Here is an 18,662-nt window from a genome sequence, read left to right on the forward strand (position 1 = left end):
ATACTAAGCGTTCCGCCCTCACCGCACCACGCGGCGAGGGCGGAACGTTTATACATATACGCTATGAAAGCACACCGCGGTGCACCGTCCAGGAGCTAAAAGCCGCCAGAAGCTACTCGAATACTCATACAGCGCAGAGTAAACTTAAAAGCCTTAGATGCCGCATAATATCGCGGCAGAAAGAGGAGAGAATGACTCACACCAATCCAGATACCCTCAGCCGCGGCTCATATAGCAACTCACGCCGCGTAGCCGATATTCTGCGTGCAGAATCCGTCGGTGGTACCGTACTGTTGATTGCGACGGTGCTGGCAGTAGTACTTGCCAACACCCCCGCATCCACCTTCTACTTTGGTCTGCGAGACACCGTTGTTGGCCCGGTCATCCCCGGCTTCAACCACCTGCAGATGAGCCTCGGTACCTGGGCAGCAGACGGTCTGCTCGTAGTCTTCTTCTTCCTCACCGGTCTGGAGCTGAAGAAAGAATTCGTGACCGGTGACCTCAAGTCACCGTCCACCGCTATTGTGCCGATTGCGGCTGCTTTCGGTGGCGTTGTGGTGCCCGCAATTATCTACACGGCCTTTAACCTCGGTAACCCCACCGCTCTGCACGGTTGGGCTATCCCCACCGCAACCGATATTGCGTTTGCGGTGTCCGTTCTCGCCGCTGTGGGCACCTTCCTACCCTCGGCGATGCGTGTCTTCCTGCTGACCCTGGCTGTGGTCGACGACCTGATTGCAATCTGCATTATCGCAATCTTCTACACCAATAACTTCCACGGCGAGTACCTGCTCTTCGCACTGATTCCCCTCGCCCTTTTCGCGTTCATTGCCTACCGTGGTGAGACCATCTTGCACCTAAAGCCACTGGCTGCCTGGCTGCTGCTTCTGCCCCTGGGTATTATCACCTGGGCGCTCTTCCTTGAGTCCGGTATTCACGCGACCATTTCTGGTGTGGTTCTGGGCTTCCTGGTGCCGGTGAAGATGTCCGCTCGCTCTAAGGCAGCCGAGGCTGAGCACGGTCTTGCGGAGGTGCTGGAGCACCGCTTCCGTCCCCTCTCTACCGGCATCTGCGTACCCATCTTCGCGTTCTTCAGCGCGGGTGTGGCTGTGGGCGGTTTTGAAGGCCTCGGACGCGCCCTCACCGACTCCGTGGCGGTCGGCATTATGGTTGCGCTGGTTGCCGGTAAGACCATCGGTATTTTCGGCACCACCTGGCTCGTAACTCGCTTCAAGAACGCTAACCTCGATCCGGATGTCGCCTGGATTGACGTGGTCGGTCTGGCTGCAACCGCTGGTATCGGTTTCACCGTGTCCCTGCTGGTGGCTGAGCTATCCTTCCCGCATGGCTCCCCGCACACCGAGGATGCAAAGATTGCGATTCTCGTCGGCTCTGTTCTGGCTGCCATTGTGGGCGCGGCTATCCTATCTCGCCGTAACAAGCACTACCGCGCCCTAGCCGAGAAGGAAACCTTGGACGCTGACGACAACGGCATCCCCGACGTCTTCGAAGGCACCTACCGTGACCCGAAGACTGAAGCCTAGCAAGAAATCCTAAGGTCCAGAACCTTCTTACACCCCAATGACCCGCTGATCATGATGTCTCACCGCGCTACCTCACGTCGCCGTACAGAACGAGTAGGGCAGGCACCCGCGCCTCCCTCAAGGTATGCAGAGATATCAGCACGCGTGGTCATTGGGGTGTATTCTTTTGCCACGCTTCTGACCACGTTTGCGTGGATTATCTCTCCGCTGCGGCACGGTTGAGGCTTCACCTGGTGGGAAGTCACCGCAGACCTGTTGAATATCCCATCCACTCACACTCTGCCCAGTGCTATTACGATGATTGTGCTGGTTTCTGGGCTGATTGTGCGCAAGCGCGCTGCCCTCATTGCCATCATCGTTTTTCAGCTGCAGGGCGCGCTGAGTGCGACCCATAGCGCTTTTACACTGGTGTTCCCCGCGGGGATTATGCCTAAGGAGCGTATTTTCTCCTCAACGGTCGATATGCTCTCCATCGTGTTTGCGTGTGCGCTGGTGCCGTTCCTTTTTTCGATTCGTTCGGCGTTCCCGGCACGCATTGGTCGCCTCTCGTGGGTGGGTGCGGCTGCTACGGCAGCCGGCGGTATTCTGCTGACCACTTTGGTGCTCTGGTATCTCTGCCGTATTGGTGTGTGGGAACCGTTGCGTTCGGTTACCCCGTGGGAGTTGGTGATGCACGGTATGGGTATTGAGCGTACCCATCCCGGTGTTTGGTCTGCTGATGTGGTGGGTTTCTTGGCCTCTTTCGGTTACGGTGCTTCGCTGGTTGCGGCGCTGAGCATCAGCGAGGCTGGCGCGCGCCTATTAACCGTGCGGGTCTATCGATTATTCAGATGGGTGAGGAGGCGGTCCTTGAGACGGATCGTCTCACGCTCAATGACACATCGATGTTACTGGTGCGTCAGGCGGTTCAGCGTGTGCGCCGTGGCGGGTATACAGCGCTGATACGTCGCTTTACGGAGCTGGATGAGCAGCAGCGTCAGCAGGTTGCGGAGGATATTTCGGCGTCGCGTCTGTATCATTTCAATCTGAAGTTTGCCCCGTTGTGGGTTCCTCGTTTTTTGGCGATGGAGCCGACGTTGGCGATGGTGAATGTTATGTTTGCTGCGGGCATGGCGGAGGGCTTTTTACCGAATCTGTCGGCACGCCGTTTGCAGGATCAGAAGCAGGTTCTTTCTGCAGGTGAGTTGGACGCTCTTCACCAGATGCAACTCGCTACTGTGGAAGAGCTTCCTGAAGTGTCGCGTAGCGATCAGACTCAGCATCGTCTGCGCCATTTGGAGGCGCTACGCGCAGCGGGCATGGAGCTGTATCCGCTGGGTGGTGATAAGGGCGGTACTAGCATCTCTGTGTTGGGTGTCCGGGATGCCCTGAGTATATTCTCTTCTATAAATATTCCAGATTCAGAATTTATTGTTTCCGGGCGTGTTCGTGCGCTTCGTAAGCACAGCGGAGTCCTCTTTGTAACCCTTGTTGAAGAGGGTGAAACCATGCAGGTTGTCATAGAGCGTAGCTTGGTGGGCGAGCGTTTGCTAAGCCTCGCCTCCCGCAACCTGGATACGGGCGACATCATCACCGTGCGGGGCACCTACGGGGCGAGCCGTAACGGCACTGAATCGCTGATTGCCTCCACCTGGCATATGGCGTCGAAGAGTCTGCACCCCATCCCCTTTGACTCCTTTACTGACCCCGAGGTGCGTCTGCGTCGCCCGTTCCACGGACCTGTTGGTGCATCCAGATCAGATTCAGAATCTGCGCCTGCGCACTAAGGTGATTAAGGCGTTACGTGCCCGTTTGGATGCGGAGGGTTTCCTTGAGGTGGAGACCCCGATTCTGCATACGGTGCACGGTGGTGCGAGCGCGCGTCCTTTCCGTACGTATATCAATGCCTATGGTGAGGATTTGACGCTGCGTATTGCGCCAGAGCTGTATCTGAAGCGTCTGGTGGTGGGCGGTAGCGGTCCGGTGTATGAGCTGGGTCGTGATTTCCGTAATGAGGGTGCTGATGCGACCCATAATCCGGAGTTTACGGTGCTTGAGGCGTATCGTCCGTATGCGGATTATGTGCAGATGCGGCAGTTGATGGAGCATCTGATTAAGGATGCCGCACAGGCGGTGTTTGGTTCGGTGTCGTTGCCACTGGGTCATAAGGCTTCGAGCGAGCACACGGTATCTGATGTGTCGGGTCCGTGGCGTGTGGTGTCGGTGTGTGATGCCCTGTCGGAGGCACTGGGTCGCCGTGTGGATGTGCAGACAGATTTTGAGGAGTTGCTGGCTTTGGCGCAGCAGCACGGTGTGCGTGTTCATGAGGGTACGGGTCCGGGAGCCATCGTTGAGGAGCTGTATGGTGAGCTGGTTGAGGCGCATACAGTGGAGCCGACGTTCTATACGGATTTCCCTGCGGAGACGAGTCTGCTTGCGGCACCGCATCGTAGTGTTCCGGGTTTGGCGGAGCGTTGGGATTTGGTGATCAATGGCATGGAGATAGGCTGTGAATATTCCAAATTGGCGGATCCTCTGGTGCAGCGTGAGCACCTGACGGAACAGTCGTTGAAGGCGGCTGCGGGTGACCTGGAGGCGATGGAGGTGGATGAGGATTTCCTGTACGCCTTGGAGACGGGTATGCCGCCGACGGGTGGTTTGGGTCTGGGTGTGAACCGTTTGGTGATACTGTTGGCTCAGACGCAGATTCGTGGGGTATTGTCGTTCCCGTTTGTGAAGCCTGAGTGTTCATAGTCCCGGCCGATACCCCCCGTTTATTCGCTAAGCCCGGTGCGAGGTTTTGCGCCTTGTGCCGGGCTTTTTGCGCCCACCCCACTAGTATTGGTGGAACCCTCACGGAGCCTATATTTACTCTGCCCGTATATTAAGTATTCGTTACATTTTGCGTTTGACCCCTTTTTAAGTTGCTCCGTGAGGGGTGCGCATCCCACAATGAGGTGACTAATCATGCGGAGTATATTTGGCTCCGCTGCGCGACGTGAGTCCGCACCACCCAGCAATGTAACCCACACGTTGTCCCTCTTCCGGGTTTGAGCGTGCGGGCTTTTTGCTTTCAAGATTGGAGTACCGAGTGGATTTTCTTCTGAATATCATCGGGGATATTAATACGCATACTGCAGGGCTAACTTCCTCCGTCGATGCTGTGCAGAACTGGATGTGGAGTAATTTCCTCTACTACGCTCTGATTGCGGCTGGTCTGTACATTACAATTCGTACTCGCGGCGTGCAATGGCGTTCCATTAAGGAAATGATTCGTGTCCTGGGTGACCCGGTTGCTCGTGAGGCTGACGGCAAGAAGAGTATTTCTTCGTTCCGTGCGTTTACTGTTTCGGCGGCTTCTCGTGTGGGTACCGGTACTGTTGCGGGTGTTGCGCTGGCTATTGCTATGGGCGGCCCGGGTGCTGTGTTCTGGATGTGGGTTATTGCTGCTGTTGGTGCGGCTTCTGCTTTCGCGGAGTCCCTTCTGGGTCAGCTATACAAGGAGCGCGGTAAGGATTCCTATATTGGTGGTCCGGCGTACTACATGAAGCGCGGTTTGAATGCTCGTTGGATGGGTTACATCTTCGTGGCGTTCATTGTGGTCACTTATGCGTTTGTGTTTGTGGCGGTTCAGACGAATGCTGTGGTGGATGCTACGGCGAACTCGTTTAACATTGATGTTTCGGGTACTAATTCGATGGGCTTCCGAATCACTATTGGTCTGATTATGGTGGCGCTGACTGGGGCTATTATTTTCGGTGGTATTCGCGCGATTTCTTCGGTGACTGAGTGGCTGGTTCCGATTATGGCGGTGCTGTATCTGTTGCTGGGCCTACTGGTTGTTCTACTGAACATCACTGAGGTTCCGAATATGCTGCTGATGATTTTCCAGGGTGCTTTCGGCATTAAGGAGTTCGTAACCGGTGGCGCGATGGGTGCCGTAATTTGGGGTATGAAGCGTGGTCTGCTGACTAACGAGGCGGGTATGGGTACTGCTCCGAACGCTGGTGCGACCGCTACTATTTCTCACCCGGCTAAGCAGGGTTATGTGCAGACTCTGGGTGTTTACTTTGACACGATGATGGCGTGTACTGTGACTGCGTTTATTGTTCTGCTATCGAACCCGACCTATGGTGATCGTTCTCGTGGTGCGTCGCTGACTCAGTCGGCGCTGGCTATGCAGCTCGGTGACTGGGCGGTTCATTTCTTGACGATTGCGATTTTCATGTTTGCGTTCTCCACTGTGATTGGTAACTACTACTACGGTGAGTCGAATATACGTTTCGTGACTGAGCGTAAGCTGCCGATGAATATTTTCCGCGTGCTAGTTCTGGTATTCGTGTTCTTCGGTGCAATTTCTTCACTGGATCTGGTATGGACTACCGCGGATATGCTGAATGCCGGCATGGTGATTGTGAACTTGACGGCGGTTCTGTTGATGACTCCGCAGGTTGTTGCGGTGTTGAAGAACTATGAGGCTCAGCGTAAGGCTGGTTTGGAGCCGATTTTTAAGGCTTCGGATATGCCTGAGTTAAAGAATCTTGCGGCGTGGGATGGCACCGATGAGGTGACTACCCGTGAGTTCTGGGCTGAGTATGACGCGAAGACTGCTGAGCGTCGTGCTGCTAAGAAGGCCAAGAAGGCTAAGCGCTAGTTTATAAGCCTCGTATAGGCTTTATGGAGGGTCCGTCCTGCTGTGTGCGGGGTGGACCCTTTTTGTGTACCTGAGGCGTATATGAGGCACCCATCAGGGTGGGCTCTGCGCGCCTCCTCGGACTGTTCTGAGGGCCTGGGGGCTCCTCACGGCTCTGTATGCTTAGGGAGGATGTTAGGAGGACTTATGGCTTGGAATAATGTACTGGAGCTGGTGGTCACCATCGTGTTTCTGGCTGGTATTGCGTTGGCGCTACTGTGCTTGGTGACGATTCATCGGAATCCATATTTTTCTGAGGTGCAGAAGTTGAAGTGGCTTTTGCTGGTGTTGTGCCTGCCGTATGTGGGTCCGGTGACGTGGTTGTTGCGTGCGCGTTTGGAACGTATTGACCGGGAACATGCTGAACACGAGCGTATGGCGCGGGAGCAGGGTTCTGAGGCTGCTTCCGATGGAGTGTCCGATCGCGCCTCGGAGGCTCCCTCTGAACCCTCCACCACCTTAAAGTAACAAAGGTCATACTCACTCAATTGGACAGCACCGCATGCAGTCCGTATAGTTTTATGTGTTGCCTACAGTGATACACCGTAAGACACATGCGCGAGTGGCGGAATAGGCAGACGCGCACGGTTCAGGTCCGTGTGCCCGTGAGGGCGTGGGGGTTCAACTCCCCCCTCGCGCACCAACGATCCCCGGTTCGAAAGAACCGGGGATTTTTTCATATCCATAACCATTTCCCCGCTAAATGACGGGGTTCCAGAGCGATCGCGAGTGCATCACCTAAAATAGAATCGGGTGTGTTCTTTCACAGGGCACACAGCTAACGCACAGACACGCTCGTTAAACTAAGCCTTTCGGATAAAGACCGTTTGCGCGGTCTGTTCCTCGGAATGGTCGTTGAGAAGGAGGCGGCATGAAGTTTTTCGACAAGCTGGGAAAGCTGGAGCAAGGCATCGGTCGCACTGTCGGCCTTTCCAAGGGCTTCGGCACCTTTGCGAAGGCGGATGTTGCTAACCGCGTCCGTATCATGATGGATGACGAGTCCTATGTGGACGGCAGTGGCCGCACTATGGCTCCTAATGTCTATACTCTCCGTTTCGCACCGGTTGATTTCCCTCGCCTACGCGAGTGGGGCAACCCGTTCGCTGTTGAGCTGTGCGATTTGGCAATTTCGCACGCCCGCGCGCAGGGTTACACCCTGATTGGTGCAGTTCGCGTGACGTTCAACGTTCTTGATTCTCTCTCTGAGGGCGAGTTTGAGGTTGTTGCGACCTTCGAGCCGTTCTCTGTGCCGGAGGCTCCGGCATCCCCGTCTTTGCGTGGCGCTACTAACTATGCACCGGTGCGTCCGCCGCGTGAGTCTTCTTTGCCGACCCGCATTACGAAGCCGGCTGCTCAGCCCCCGCAGCCTGCACAGTTGCAGACTCCTGTGGGTCGCCCGAGCATGCCTGTACCGCCCCCTGCAGCGGGTATTCCCCGTTTCTTCTTGGAGATTGAGGGTCGCATGCACCCGGTGGATCGTCTGCCATTTGTGCTGGGCCGCGGTTCTGATGCTGATCTTCGTCTGGATGATAAGGGCGTTTCTCGCCGTCACCTGCAGCTTTCGATGCAGGGTGGTGCGGTGGTCGCCTCCGATATGGGTTCTACTAATGGCACGCTGATTAATGGGGCGCCTTTACGTGCACCCGTGATGCTGGCGAACGGTTCACTGCTTCGCATGGGTAATACCCGCATCATTTTCCATAGTTCGACCGGAGGTGCCCGTTAATGGCGTCCGAACTGACTGTTACTATCCTTCGTTACGCTTTTCTGGCGCTCATCTGGTTCTTTGTTTTCCTGGTGGTTTCGGCTGCTCGCCGTGACCTTGGTTTGGGTAAGAACTATCGTGCGGCGCCGGTTAATGCGGTTCCGGAGGCTACCCATATTGCGCCTCCGCCGGCTCGTCCTTCGCAGCTTGTGATTACTACGGGGGTGCAGGCTGGCGCGATGATGCAGCTGGGTGATCACCCGATTATTATTGGTCGCGCTAATGACATTGAGGTGTCTCTGCAGGATGATTACGCCTCTGGCCGCCATGCGCGTCTGTTTCCTCAGGGTTCCCGCTGGTTCCTGGAGGATTTGAATTCTACTAATGGCACGTTCGTCAATAGCGAGCGTCTGACTCGTGCGACCGCGATTGAGCCCGGTGATGATTTCCGCGTTGGCGGTACCACCATGCAGTTGAGGGGCTAGTGTATGAAGATCGCTTTTCGTTTTGAGGCCCGCTCTGATACGGGTCTGAAACGCTCGAAGAATGATGACTCCGGCTACGGTGGTCGTTTCCTTGCTGTGGTTGCTGATGGTATGGGCGGTCACGTGGGCGGCGATGTTGCGTCGGCTACGACGGTTTTAAATTTGACTCCACTTGACCATCCTGACTTTGAGGATGGTACCGGTAGCGTTTATCTGGCTGATGAGATTCAGAGCGCGAACCTGATTATTAATGAGCTGGCAGCCAATGACCCTCAGCTGGCGGGTATGGGTACAACCTGTACTGCCCTGCTGATTGATGGTGATTGCATTGAGTTCGCCCATATTGGTGATTCGCGTGCGTATCGTCTGCGTTCGGGTGCTGACGGCGAGTTTGAGCAGATTTCTACTGACCATACATTTGTGCAGCGTCTGCTCAATGAGGGTCGTATTACCCCGCAGGAGGCGGAGAACCACCCTCATAAGAACGTGATTATGCGCGTTCTGGGTGATGTTGACGCGTCCCCTGAGCTGGAGTTGAAGACTCTGGACGCTGTTCCAGGCGAGCGTTGGGTGCTCTCTTCAGACGGTTTGGATGCTGTGGTGTCCCTGTCGGAGATTGAGCAGGTGATGCGTTCTACCGATGACCTGTCTGAGATTGCTGACATTCTGATTGCGATGACGTTAGAGCGCGGCGCTCCGGATAACGTCACGGTTGTGTCTCTGCAGGTGATTGACCGTGAGGTTCTGCCGGTGGATGAGCCGGTGGGTCCTTCGAGCCTGCCTGAGTCTGCTCTGCCTGATTCGATTGTGGTGGAGCAGGAAGTTAGCACGAACACTCAGAAGCTTCCCGAGGCGGCTACCACGGTTGAGGCTACTGAGGCCCTTTTGAGCGCAGGCTATGACGATGAGTCAGATGATTTTCTTCCCCGCTCATTGCGTCGTTTCCGTCGTGCTCGTGACTTCTCTGGAACCCTGTTGCACAGTGGTTCTGGGGCCGTACGTCACTATATCGGCACGTACGATAATGCCGTGGATGCGGCTCTTACGAATGCTGCGATTTTGCGTAGCGAGTTGGGTTCCCGCCCGCATCAGCTGGTTGGTGCCGCTTCGGTGGCTACTGAGACCGGTATGATTCCGGCGGTTACTTCTCGTACCCTGGAGCATCGTGCGACGGTGGCTCAGCGTGTGCCGTTGAAGGTCGAGTCTGATGAGGCGACCCTGCCAGATGAGCTGGAGGAATTGATCGCTGAGGATACTGTGGAGCATTCTCGCCCGCGGTCTTGGTCGATTCGCCTGTTCATTACCCTGCTGATTGCCGCTATTTTGACGCTGGCTGCGTGGACCGGTCTGCGCTATGTGGAGCGTAGCTACTATGTGGGTGAGAGTGATGGCACGGTTGCGGTCTACAACGGTATTCCGCACGCATTGGGTCCGATTCGTCTTTCTCACGTGGTGGAGAATACTGATATTCAGACGAGTGAGCTAAGTGATCATACTCGTTCTTTGTTACGTAATGCGATTACGGCCAAGGACCTGGAGGATGCACATCAGATTGTGACTCGTTTGAAGACTCAGGCGGACCAGTCTCGTGAGAAAGCGGAGCAGGCTGTTGCTTCCGCTTCTGCGTCTATGTCGCCGTCTGCTTCTGTGGTGGTTCCGAGCACCAATCCGACTTCCGCGGCTCCTGTAGCACCTGAGCAGGCTTCTGAGCAGGCCGCTGAAGGTGGTGTGTCTAATGGCTAAGTTCTCGTTCCGTCGTGAGTCGGATGTGCCTCGGGCACGCCGTTTTACGGAGCTTTTCCTACTGGTTTTGGCGGTGGGTGTTGGCTCTTTCGGCATGTACCTGATTGATCCGGAGCACGCTTTTGATACATCGAAGAGCCAGTGGCTGCCGTGCACGGTGGTGCTGGGTACTGGTGCTCTTCTGATTCACCTGGTCATGCAGTTCCGCGCGCGTTATGCTGATCCGTTTATTCTGCCGCTAGTGGTGGCTCTGAACGGTATCGGTTTGACCATGATTTATCGTCTGGATCCGCAGATTGCGGCTCCGGTGGGTGATGGTCAGCTGATGTGGACCGGCGTGTCTATGGTGCTGTGCGCGATTATTGTGTTCGTGCTCAGAGATTACCGCGTGTTGCGTAAGGTCACGTACACCTCACTGGTGCTGTCGATGATTCTGCTCATCATGCCGTTGGTTCCGGGTCTGGGTATGGAGCTCAACGGTGCTCGTATTTGGATCCATATCGGTAACCGCACGTTCCAGCCGGGTGAGGTTGCGAAGATTACGCTGGCGATTTTCTTCGCCGGATATTTAGCTACGCACCGTGACCTGATTCTGGTGGCGGGCCACCGCATCGGTCCTATCAATCTGCCGCGTCTGCGTGATTTGGCGCCGGTGTTCTTGGCGTGGATAGTGAGCCTGGGTGTTCTGGTGTTCCAAAAGGACCTTGGTTCGGCCATCATGTTCTTTGGCTTGTTCATGGCGATGTTGTACCTGTCGACCGGTCGTATTTCGTGGCTGGTGATTGCGGGTATCGGTATGGCTGTGGGTGGCTATTTTGCATACCACTATGTCTCGCATGTGCACGCTCGTATTTATGCGTGGGTCCACGCTTTTGATCCAGAGATTTACCAGGCGTCTCCTGGTGGTTCGGGTCAGATTCTGCAGGGCGTTTTTGGTCTGGCTTATGGCGGTCTTTTTGGCCGCGGTTGGGGTCAGGGCCGAGCGAACCTCGTCCCGTACGCTAACTCAGACATGATTATTTCCTCCTTGGGTGAGGAACTGGGCTTGGTGGGTCTGGGCGCCATCCTGATGATGTTCATGCTCTTGGTTTCGCGTGGTTACCGCGCAGCGTTGGGTACTCGTGATGGTTTCGGTAAGCTGCTGGCTGCTGGCCTGTCCACAGTTATGGTTCTGCAGCTGTTCGTGGTGATTGGCGGCGTGACTCGCTTGATCCCGCTGACTGGTCTGACAACTCCGTTTATGTCAGCCGGTGGCTCCTCGTTGGTGGCTAACTGGATAATTGTGGCGCTATGGTTGTCTATTTCTCATAGTGCCCGCGCACCTCACCTGGTGGCTGGTTATGATGCTCCGCAGGGTATTGACCATGCGGACACTAGCTACGAGCCGGAGGGTGCTACTAGCGTTCTGGCGCGTATTACGGCTAAGGATTCTGGAGGTGAGAAGAATGGATAGGGCTATTCGCCGCATGTGGATGTCTGCCGCGTGCGTGTTTGTTCTGCTGATGGGTACCCTCAGCTATATTCAGTTCTTCGATTCGAAGACTCTGATGAATAATCAGTGGAATTCTCGAGCGCTCTACGACAATTACGGTTCGGCACGCGGTTCGATCGTGGTTGATGGTACGGAGATTGCTTCGTCGGTGAAATCCGACGATGAGTACAACTACCAGCGTGTGTATAACCACCCGCTTAAGTATGCGGCTCTGACGGGTTATTTCTCCACGATTTATGGCGCGACGGGCCTGGAAGCTGCACTGGATAAGGAACTTGCCGGCACGAGCGACAGCCAGTTCTATGACCGTGTGGCGCAGCTGTTTAGTGGTTCTTCTACGCAGGGCGCTAGCGTGGAGCTGACGATTAATTCGAAGCTTCAAGATATTGCGTATAGCGCTCTGCAGGGCCGTAAGGGCGCTGTGGTGGCAATGAACCCGAAGACCGGTGAGATTCTGGCGATGGCTTCTTCGCCGTCCTATAATCCGAATCTTCTGTCTGCTCATACGAGCTCTTCGGTTTTGGCGAATTATCAGGCACTGACTTCTGACGAGGACAGCCCCCTGTTCAACCGTGCGATTGCCGGTAATACCTATTCACCAGGTTCGACGTTCAAGATTATTGATGCGGTGGCAGCACTGGAGTCCGGCAAGTACAACGCGTCTTCGGTCATTGCGAATCCCGCCCAATTGCCTCTGCCGGGTACGAACATTAGCCTGCCGAACTATACGGGCAGTCAGTGTTCGACCCGCACTCAGGCGACAATTGAGTGGGCTTTAGCTCAGTCCTGTAATACGCCGTTTGCGCAGATTGCGATGGACTTGGGTCAGGAGCGTATCGCGAAGACCGCTGAGAATTTTGGTTACGGCCAGGATTTGAAGATTCCTTTGACGGTTTCTAAATCGTCTTTCCCGTCGAATCTGACGCAGAGCCAGCTGGCTCAGTCAGCGATTGGTCAGTACGACGTGAAGACCACTCCGTTGCAGGTGGCGATGACTTCTGCGGCGATTGCAAATGGCGGCGTGCAGATGAAGCCAAACCTGATTCGTTCGGTGAAGACCAGCAACCTGAGCACTTTGCAGGAGTTCTCTCCTGAGAAGCTGCGTACGTCCACTAGCCCTGAAATTGCTAAGCAGGTGAAGCAGTGGATGGTGAATGCGGTTGATAATGGTATTGCACGTAATGCAGGTGTCTCCGGTGTGAAGGTGGCTGGTAAGACAGGTACCGCGGAGACTACGGCAGGTTTGAATAATTCTTGGTTTACCGGTTTCGCGCCGGCTGATGATCCTCAGATTGCGATTGCTGTGGTCTACGAGGATATTGACGTGGCGACCGGTGCCCAACTGGCAACCAGTACTAGTAAGCAACTCTTTGAGGCGGTGTTGAACAAGTGAGGCCTGCGGCTGATATCACTTTGGGCGGGCGCTACACCCTAACCGAACGTATCGCAATTGGCGGTATGGGTGAGGTGTGGAAAGCTCGCGACAAGGTGCTTGGACGCATCGTTGCGGTCAAGATCCTCAAGGAGGAGTACACCGGTGACCCGGGCTTCTTGGAGCGTTTCCGCGCTGAGGCCCGTAATACGGCGCTATTGAACCACCCCGGCGTAGCGAATGTTTTCGACTACGGTGAGGAGGACAACTCTGCGTACCTGGTCATGGAGCTGGTGCCGGGGAACCCGCTCTCTAGCATCATCGAGCATGAGACTACTCTGCCGCCTGATCGTATTCTGAACTTCATTGCTCAGACTGCTCGTGCGCTGGCTGCGGCTCATTCGCAGGGCCTGGTGCATCGTGACGTAAAGCCCGGTAACCTTATCATCACTCCGGATAATCGTGTGAAGGTGACCGATTTCGGTATTGCTCGTCTGGCTAATCAGGTGCCGTTGACGGCTACCGGCCAGGTAATGGGTACCGCCCAGTATTTGGCACCGGAGCAGGCGACCGGTCAGGCAGCTACCCCCTCTTCGGATATGTACTCGTTGGGCATTATTGGTTATGAGTGCCTGGTGGGTCGCCGTCCGTTTACGGGTGAGTCGCAGATTGCGATTGCATTGGCTCAGGTGAATGATCCGCCGCCGCCGCTTCCGGAGACCATCCCGGGTCCTGCTCGTGCACTGATTATGTGTCTTTTGGCGAAGGACCCGGCTCAGCGTCCTAAGGATGCGACCGCTCTGGCGTCTGCGGTGGATGCGATTCGTCGCCGCGACCTGAAGGCTGCGGTGAAGGCTGTTCCTTCTCTGGCTCAGTTCTTGGCTGAGGAGAACGCTGATGACGCTACTATCGCAATGACCGCTATGGATGTTGCGGCTGAACCGATTAGCGCTTCTTCTACTCCGCGTTTCGGTTCTGGCGGTCGTTTCTCGCCGGAGCCGACGACGGCGCCAATTCCTCGTACGAGTGAGCAGACGATGCGCCCCATGTCTGGTCGTGTGAAGTCTACTCCTGCTCCTGCAGCGAAGCGTGGTCCGAACGTGTGGATGTGGGTTGCTCTGCTGCTGGCAATTGTGCTGATTATTGGTGGTATTTGGACGGTCCTTTCTTCTAATAATGGTGGCGGTTCGCCTGATTCGGTTCCGAGCGCTTCTTCGTCTGTTGTTCCGACGAACACGGGTACCGTTTCTACGGTGGAGCCAACTGATTCTGCTTCTGCCTCTGGCGCAAAGCAGAAGGTGACTGTCAATGCGATTAACTATGAGGGTCGCGAACTGCAGGATGCGGTGAACGAGCTGAAGAATCTGGGTTTGTCTCCCAAGACTGAGGGCATTGAGTCGACTCAGCCGGAGAACACGGTGATTTCGGTTTCTCCGACGGGTACTTTGGATCAGGGTAATAGCGTGACTGTTCGCTATTCGACCGGTCCGAAGTCGGTGACTTTGCCGTCGAACCTTGAGGGTAAGAACGTGGATGAGGCATCGAAGGCTGTTGCTGCTTTGGGTGTGAATGTTTCTCTGCATTATGAGAATTCGGACACTGCAGCTCCCGGTACGGTGCTTCGTACTACCCCGTCGTCTGGCACCAAGGTTACGGTTGGTAGTAATGTAGACATGTATGTGGCCTCTTCCAGCTCGGGTAGGGGATCTAGTGCAAGCGCTTCGGCTTCACGGTCTGCGTCGGCTTCTGCGTCGGCGCGTTAGCCCCTACATTTTGATTTAGTTTTAGTCTTAGTGATCCAGGAGAACTTATGGACCTGTCGGTTCCCGACACGGTTGATAACCGTTACAAGGTACTCGAGGTAATCGGTACCGGTGCAATGGCAACCGTTTATGCTGCTGAGGATACTCGCCTCGGCCGCAAGGTTGCGCTTAAGATTCTGCGCCCGGAGCAGGCCCAGGACGATACGTTCCGCGCACGCTTTAAGCGTGAGGCGGAGGCGGTGGCGTCTCTGAACAATCCTGCGATTGTTGCTGTCTATGACACCGGTTCGTATAACCCTTCTCAGGATGGTAAGGAGTCTGCTTCTTCGGAAGAGGGCCCCGCTATTCCTTATATTGTGATGGAGTACGTGGAGGGTCATACGCTGCGTTCCATCCTGTCCCGTGGCGGTCACCCGCCCGTCCGTGATGCTTTGGGTTATTCCGAGCAGTTGCTGGGTGCTTTACAGTACAGCCACTCAATGGGCATTATTCACCGCGATATTAAGCCCGCAAATATTATGGTGCTGGACCGCACTAGCGAGGATATCGCTAAGGGTCAGCCTGGCCAGATTAAGGTCATGGATTTCGGTATTTCCCGTGCCATTGAGGAGGCTGGCGAGGCCCTAACCAAGGCTAACGTGGTGATGGGTAGCGCACGCTACATGTCCCCTGAGCAGGTCAGTGGCAAGAATGTTGATGCACGCAGCGATTTGTACTCTGCTGCTTGTGTGATTTACGAGATGATTGCTGGTCATTCTCCGTTCGATGCTGAGTCGAATGTTGACCTGGCGGCTAAGCATCTCTCTGACGCTCCTGAGCCTCCGAGCAAGTTCACTCCGCTTGAGGTTCCGGCGGGTCTGGATGCCATCATTCTGAAGGGTCTGGCAAAGAACCCAGATGAGCGTTATCAGAGCGCAGCTGAGTTCGCTCAGGCTCTAGTTTCGGTTGTTCGCCCGGGTGAAGAGACCGTGGTTCAGGATGCAGCAATGACTACTGCTTTTGTTCCTTCGGCGGCTACTGCTTCCTTAGGTGAGGATTACGCCCCGTACACCACCTCGATTACTAAGGCTTCGGTGGAAGACGGCGGCCTCAACGGCTTCTTCGAGTATGGAGACGATGAGGAGCTGTACGATGATGAGGAATACGCGGAATACGATGAGTCTTCGCCGCGTAAGCGTGCGTGGGTTCGTTTCCTCGTGGGTACTCTGATTGCGGCTCTGTTGGTCTTCAGCGTCGGCTCGGTGCTGTACTACCAGAACAAGCTCAATGAGATTCCGCAGGTTTCAGTTCCGGCTGTGGTAAATGTTTCACGAGATGATGCCGAGAATCAGCTGCGTAACCTGGGCTTCGTGCTGGAGTACCGTCAGGGCTACTCGGACAACATCAAGAAGGGTGACGTTATCAGCGTTGAGCCGGGTGTTGGTTCTAAGGTTGATAAGGGCTCAACCGTTATTGTGACTGTTTCGAACGGTCCAGAGAAGGTTAAGCTACCGGGTAACCTACAAGGTCAGAGTGAGGCGTATGTCCGTAACACTCTGAAGGACCTGGGACTGGTGGATGGCCGTGTTACCACCGTGGAGAGCGCTTCTGTTCCTGCGGGTATGGTTGTGGAGCTTTCGCCGGAGAAGGGCTCGACCGATGATAAGGGTGTTCAGACCGTTGAGGCTGGTAGCACCGTAAACATCGTCCTGTCCTCCGGTAAGGTGAAGGTCCCCTCGTTGGTGGGTCTGACCAAGGACCAGGCGATTGCTGCTCTGACCGCTCAGGATGTTCTACTGAACACTAACATTGAGACTGTTCAGACTAACGAGCGTCCTGCGGGCACTGTGCTTTCGCAGAGCTCTGCAGCGGGTACTCTGGTAGCTCAGAACAGCACGGTGACGATCCGTGTGGCTGCTACTCCGACTGCTGCGGCAGCTACTCCGACTGCTGCAGCAGCAAATAACCGTCCTTCAGGTTCAGCTTCGGCGCCTGTGGCACCGACTGCTTCTGCTTCTGCATCTACCCGTACGATTCAGAGCAATAACGCGAACGCCAATGCGAACAACGCTAATAACACTAATGCGAATACCCGCTAAGGGGTTCTAACGACTAACCAAAAGGGGCGGCACTCCACACCAAACGGTGTGGGGTGCCGCCCCTTTTTGTATACATGGCTTCGGGTTAGGAAGTGTGTGAGGGTAAAGTTATCGCCTCCAGTTTCCCTATAGTATGTCTACTACGGGGCTTCTAGAGGCGATATAAACAGTTGAGGGCGGCTTTACTAAGCCATGAGGGGTGAGAGGCTCTTAGCGCGCTCTGCGGCTCCCTGCAGGCCGGTTTCTTCGAGCCAGTTGCCGAGCATGAGGTATCCGCTTTCGGTCAGGACCGATTCAGGATGGAACTGCACCCCGTGCATGGGGGCTTCACGGTGGCGCAGACCCATAATGATGCCGTTGTCGGTGGTGGAGGTGGTTTCCAGGATCTCGTGCATGGTTTCGGGTACGACTGCCAGGGAGTGATAGCGGGTCGCGGTGAAGGGGTTTGGCACATCTTTGAATACGGAGACGTTCTCGTGCACGAGGCGGGAGGTCTTGCCGTGCATGAGTTCGGGAGCATGGGTAACGGTGCCACCGAATGCCTCCGCGATGGCTTGGTGGCCAAGGCATACACCCAATAGAGGTTTCTTCGCTTCAGCTGCCCAGCGAATAGTGTCAATGATAACGCCTGCTTCTGCAGGGGCGCCGGGGCCCGGGGAGACGAGCACGCCGTCGTGTTCTTCGGCGAGCTTGATGACGGCGTCAAGTTCATATTCGTCATTACGGATGACGGTGGTTTCAGCGCCGAGCTGCTGAATGTAGCCGACTAGAGTGAAGACGAAACTGTCGTAGTTGTCGATGACAAGGATGCGGGTCATGGCACGTCCTTAGCACTAATGGTTGATGGTGACGTTCAAGTTGAAGGGGCCGTACTCTGCGAAGTGGGGGAAGACGAATTCCATGAGCAGGTAGACTACGGCGAGTATCAGCACAATAGCGATGATGATGCGAACCCACAGGGGGCCGGGGAGGTGACGGAAAATCCATGCATACATCTGCTTTTCCTCTCTGTTTTTAGGATCCTGCGACGGAGGCGGCGATTTCTGCGGGCGCTCCGACTGCGGCGGGCCGCCAGGATTCAAGGCGGGCGTGGACAATGTATCGTTCGGTGTCACCGTAGCGCGGGTGGCAGGTGGTGAGCGTCAGGAGGCGCTCGGTGGGTGCTGCACCGGGCTGTCCGGGGACGGGTTCGATAACTTCTACCTGGTCGGGCTGCACGATTTCGTGGCTGTAGACGGTGTAGGTGTAGTAGCCGTCTTTGGTGCGCACATAGATGTGGTCGCCTTCGGTGAGCAGGTCAATGTCGTTGAGGACTTTACCGCGGGTTTGGCGGTGGCCTGCGAGGGAGAAGTTGCCAATCTGTCCGGGCATGGCGCTTCCTTCATAATGGCCGAGTCCGAGGGAGTCGAGCACGTCGGAGCTGGTGCCCTGGGTGGCGGGGCGCTGGTAGTCAGATCCGAACTTGGGGATGTAGACAATGCCGAAGACTTCACCGTGGCCGGGTTCACTCAGACCTGCGGGAGGGGTGTTGGGATCCCAGTTGGGTAGGGGTTCGGCGGGGGTGGAGTCAAATTCTTGGACGAGGGTGCTGACGGCTTGGGATTGGGTGCGGTCAGCGTCGATGTTGGTCCACCAGAGCTGCCATGCGACGAAGAGCAGTAGCAGCAAGCCGACGGTGATAAGGAGTTCGCCTGTAATCTGGATAATCCAGCGCAGCACAGTACGGGGGCGGCGCTCTGCGGTGGGTGCCGTTCCTTGGCTCATGCGTTCTCCTTTGTCCTTTGGGTTGTGTATGTTCTTGGGCGCCA

16 protein-coding genes and 1 tRNA gene are annotated in these 18,662 nt (G+C 55.7%); 14 read left to right on the plus strand and 3 right to left on the minus strand.

Annotation, left to right across the window (positions count from 1 at the left end; all coding sequences use genetic code 11):
* Positions 1–191 precede the first annotated feature (191 nt).
* The 14 genes from nhaA to pknB all read left to right on the plus strand — a co-directional run bounded on the left by nhaA (position 192) and on the right by pknB (position 16,854).
* Entirely contained in the window at positions 192–1,544 is a 1,353-nt protein-coding gene (gene nhaA / locus QFX07_RS08335) for a Na+/H+ antiporter NhaA (RefSeq protein ID WP_279741599.1), read from the plus strand.
* A gap of 255 nt (positions 1,545–1,799) precedes the next feature.
* Positions 1,800–2,486, plus strand: a complete 687-nt coding sequence (locus QFX07_RS08340; RefSeq protein WP_279755203.1) for a hypothetical protein — start codon at positions 1,800–1,802, stop codon at positions 2,484–2,486.
* Complete coding sequence (locus QFX07_RS08345; protein ID WP_279755204.1) at positions 2,375–3,310, plus strand: OB-fold nucleic acid binding domain-containing protein; 936 nt, start codon at positions 2,375–2,377, stop codon at positions 3,308–3,310. The genes QFX07_RS08340 and QFX07_RS08345 overlap by 112 nt, the downstream gene beginning before the upstream one ends.
* A complete protein-coding gene (locus tag QFX07_RS08350) occupies positions 3,270–4,277 on the plus strand; it encodes an amino acid--tRNA ligase-related protein (RefSeq protein WP_279755205.1) in 1,008 nt (335 codons plus the stop codon). The genes QFX07_RS08345 and QFX07_RS08350 overlap by 41 nt, the downstream gene beginning before the upstream one ends.
* Positions 4,278–4,614: 337 nt before the next feature.
* The gene (locus tag QFX07_RS08355; protein WP_279741606.1) at positions 4,615–6,177 is read left to right on the plus strand and encodes an alanine/glycine:cation symporter family protein; all 1,563 of its coding nucleotides are present in this window, start codon (positions 4,615–4,617) and stop codon (positions 6,175–6,177) included.
* 186 nt (positions 6,178–6,363) lie between these two features.
* Entirely contained in the window at positions 6,364–6,684 is a 321-nt protein-coding gene (locus QFX07_RS08360; protein ID WP_279741607.1) for a PLDc N-terminal domain-containing protein, read from the plus strand.
* 88 nt (positions 6,685–6,772) lie between these two features.
* Positions 6,773–6,859, plus strand: a tRNA-Leu gene (locus QFX07_RS08365).
* A 228-nt stretch (positions 6,860–7,087) separates the two neighbouring features.
* Positions 7,088–7,942, plus strand: a complete 855-nt coding sequence (locus QFX07_RS08370; protein WP_279755206.1) for a DUF3662 and FHA domain-containing protein — start codon at positions 7,088–7,090, stop codon at positions 7,940–7,942.
* A complete protein-coding gene (locus tag QFX07_RS08375; RefSeq protein WP_279741610.1) occupies positions 7,942–8,406 on the plus strand; it encodes an FHA domain-containing protein FhaB/FipA in 465 nt (154 codons plus the stop codon). The genes QFX07_RS08370 and QFX07_RS08375 overlap by 1 nt, the downstream gene beginning before the upstream one ends.
* A 3-nt stretch (positions 8,407–8,409) precedes the next feature.
* Positions 8,410–10,149 (plus strand): PP2C family protein-serine/threonine phosphatase, encoded by a 1,740-nt coding sequence (locus tag QFX07_RS08380; protein WP_279755207.1) that lies wholly within the window; start codon positions 8,410–8,412, stop codon positions 10,147–10,149.
* On the plus strand, positions 10,142–11,602 hold the full coding sequence (locus QFX07_RS08385) for an FtsW/RodA/SpoVE family cell cycle protein (RefSeq protein WP_279755208.1): 1,461 nt from the start codon (positions 10,142–10,144) through the stop codon (positions 11,600–11,602). Before QFX07_RS08380 ends, QFX07_RS08385 begins: the two co-directional genes overlap by 8 nt.
* Positions 11,595–13,034, plus strand: a complete 1,440-nt coding sequence (locus tag QFX07_RS08390) for a peptidoglycan D,D-transpeptidase FtsI family protein (protein ID WP_279755209.1) — start codon at positions 11,595–11,597, stop codon at positions 13,032–13,034. Before QFX07_RS08385 ends, QFX07_RS08390 begins: the two co-directional genes overlap by 8 nt.
* Positions 13,031–14,776, plus strand: a complete 1,746-nt coding sequence (locus tag QFX07_RS08395; RefSeq protein ID WP_279741616.1) for a protein kinase domain-containing protein — start codon at positions 13,031–13,033, stop codon at positions 14,774–14,776. Before QFX07_RS08390 ends, QFX07_RS08395 begins: the two co-directional genes overlap by 4 nt.
* 47 nt (positions 14,777–14,823) lie before the next feature.
* A complete protein-coding gene (gene pknB, locus QFX07_RS08400; RefSeq protein WP_279755210.1) occupies positions 14,824–16,854 on the plus strand; it encodes a Stk1 family PASTA domain-containing Ser/Thr kinase in 2,031 nt (676 codons plus the stop codon).
* Positions 16,855–17,039: 185 nt separating this feature from the next.
* On the opposite strand, the gene QFX07_RS08405 is transcribed toward pknB, so the two are convergent.
* The 3 genes from QFX07_RS08405 to QFX07_RS08415 are packed head-to-tail and all read right to left on the minus strand — an operon-like array spanning position 17,040 to position 18,618.
* Positions 17,040–17,672 carry an aminodeoxychorismate/anthranilate synthase component II gene (locus tag QFX07_RS08405; RefSeq protein WP_279741619.1) on the minus strand — a complete coding sequence of 211 codons (633 nt, stop codon included), beginning with the start codon at positions 17,670–17,672 and terminating at the stop codon, positions 17,040–17,042.
* Positions 17,673–17,687: 15 nt separating this feature from the next.
* On the minus strand, positions 17,688–17,849 hold the full coding sequence (locus QFX07_RS08410) for a hypothetical protein (protein ID WP_005507386.1): 162 nt from the start codon (positions 17,847–17,849) through the stop codon (positions 17,688–17,690).
* Between the two features lie 19 nt (positions 17,850–17,868).
* The gene (locus tag QFX07_RS08415; protein ID WP_279755211.1) at positions 17,869–18,618 is read right to left on the minus strand and encodes a class E sortase; all 750 of its coding nucleotides are present in this window, start codon (positions 18,616–18,618) and stop codon (positions 17,869–17,871) included.
* Between the last annotated feature and the right edge of the window lie 44 nt (positions 18,619–18,662).

Source organism: Rothia similimucilaginosa, from assembly GCF_029850985.2.
Lineage (GTDB): Bacteria > Actinomycetota > Actinomycetes > Actinomycetales > Micrococcaceae > Rothia.

What these genes read in the sequence shown, in the direction of transcription:
- QFX07_RS08370 (WP_279755206.1), top strand. Translation starts at nt 7,088, where the DNA reads ATGAAGTTTTTCGACAAGCTGGGAAAGCTGGAGCAAGGCATCGGTCGC.
- nhaA (WP_279741599.1), top strand. Translation starts at nt 192, where the DNA reads ATGACTCACACCAATCCAGATACCCTCAGCCGCGGCTCATATAGCAAC.
- QFX07_RS08385 (WP_279755208.1), top strand. Translation starts at nt 10,142, where the DNA reads ATGGCTAAGTTCTCGTTCCGTCGTGAGTCGGATGTGCCTCGGGCACGC.
- QFX07_RS08410 (WP_005507386.1), bottom strand. Translation starts at nt 17,849, where the DNA reads ATGTATGCATGGATTTTCCGTCACCTCCCCGGCCCCCTGTGGGTTCGC.
- QFX07_RS08415 (WP_279755211.1), bottom strand. Translation starts at nt 18,618, where the DNA reads ATGAGCCAAGGAACGGCACCCACCGCAGAGCGCCGCCCCCGTACTGTG.
- QFX07_RS08375 (WP_279741610.1), top strand. Translation starts at nt 7,942, where the DNA reads ATGGCGTCCGAACTGACTGTTACTATCCTTCGTTACGCTTTTCTGGCG.
- pknB (WP_279755210.1), top strand. Translation starts at nt 14,824, where the DNA reads ATGGACCTGTCGGTTCCCGACACGGTTGATAACCGTTACAAGGTACTC.
- QFX07_RS08390 (WP_279755209.1), top strand. Translation starts at nt 11,595, where the DNA reads ATGGATAGGGCTATTCGCCGCATGTGGATGTCTGCCGCGTGCGTGTTT.
- QFX07_RS08405 (WP_279741619.1), bottom strand. Translation starts at nt 17,672, where the DNA reads ATGACCCGCATCCTTGTCATCGACAACTACGACAGTTTCGTCTTCACT.
- QFX07_RS08380 (WP_279755207.1), top strand. Translation starts at nt 8,410, where the DNA reads ATGAAGATCGCTTTTCGTTTTGAGGCCCGCTCTGATACGGGTCTGAAA.
- QFX07_RS08360 (WP_279741607.1), top strand. Translation starts at nt 6,364, where the DNA reads ATGGCTTGGAATAATGTACTGGAGCTGGTGGTCACCATCGTGTTTCTG.
- QFX07_RS08345 (WP_279755204.1), top strand. Translation starts at nt 2,375, where the DNA reads ATGGGTGAGGAGGCGGTCCTTGAGACGGATCGTCTCACGCTCAATGAC.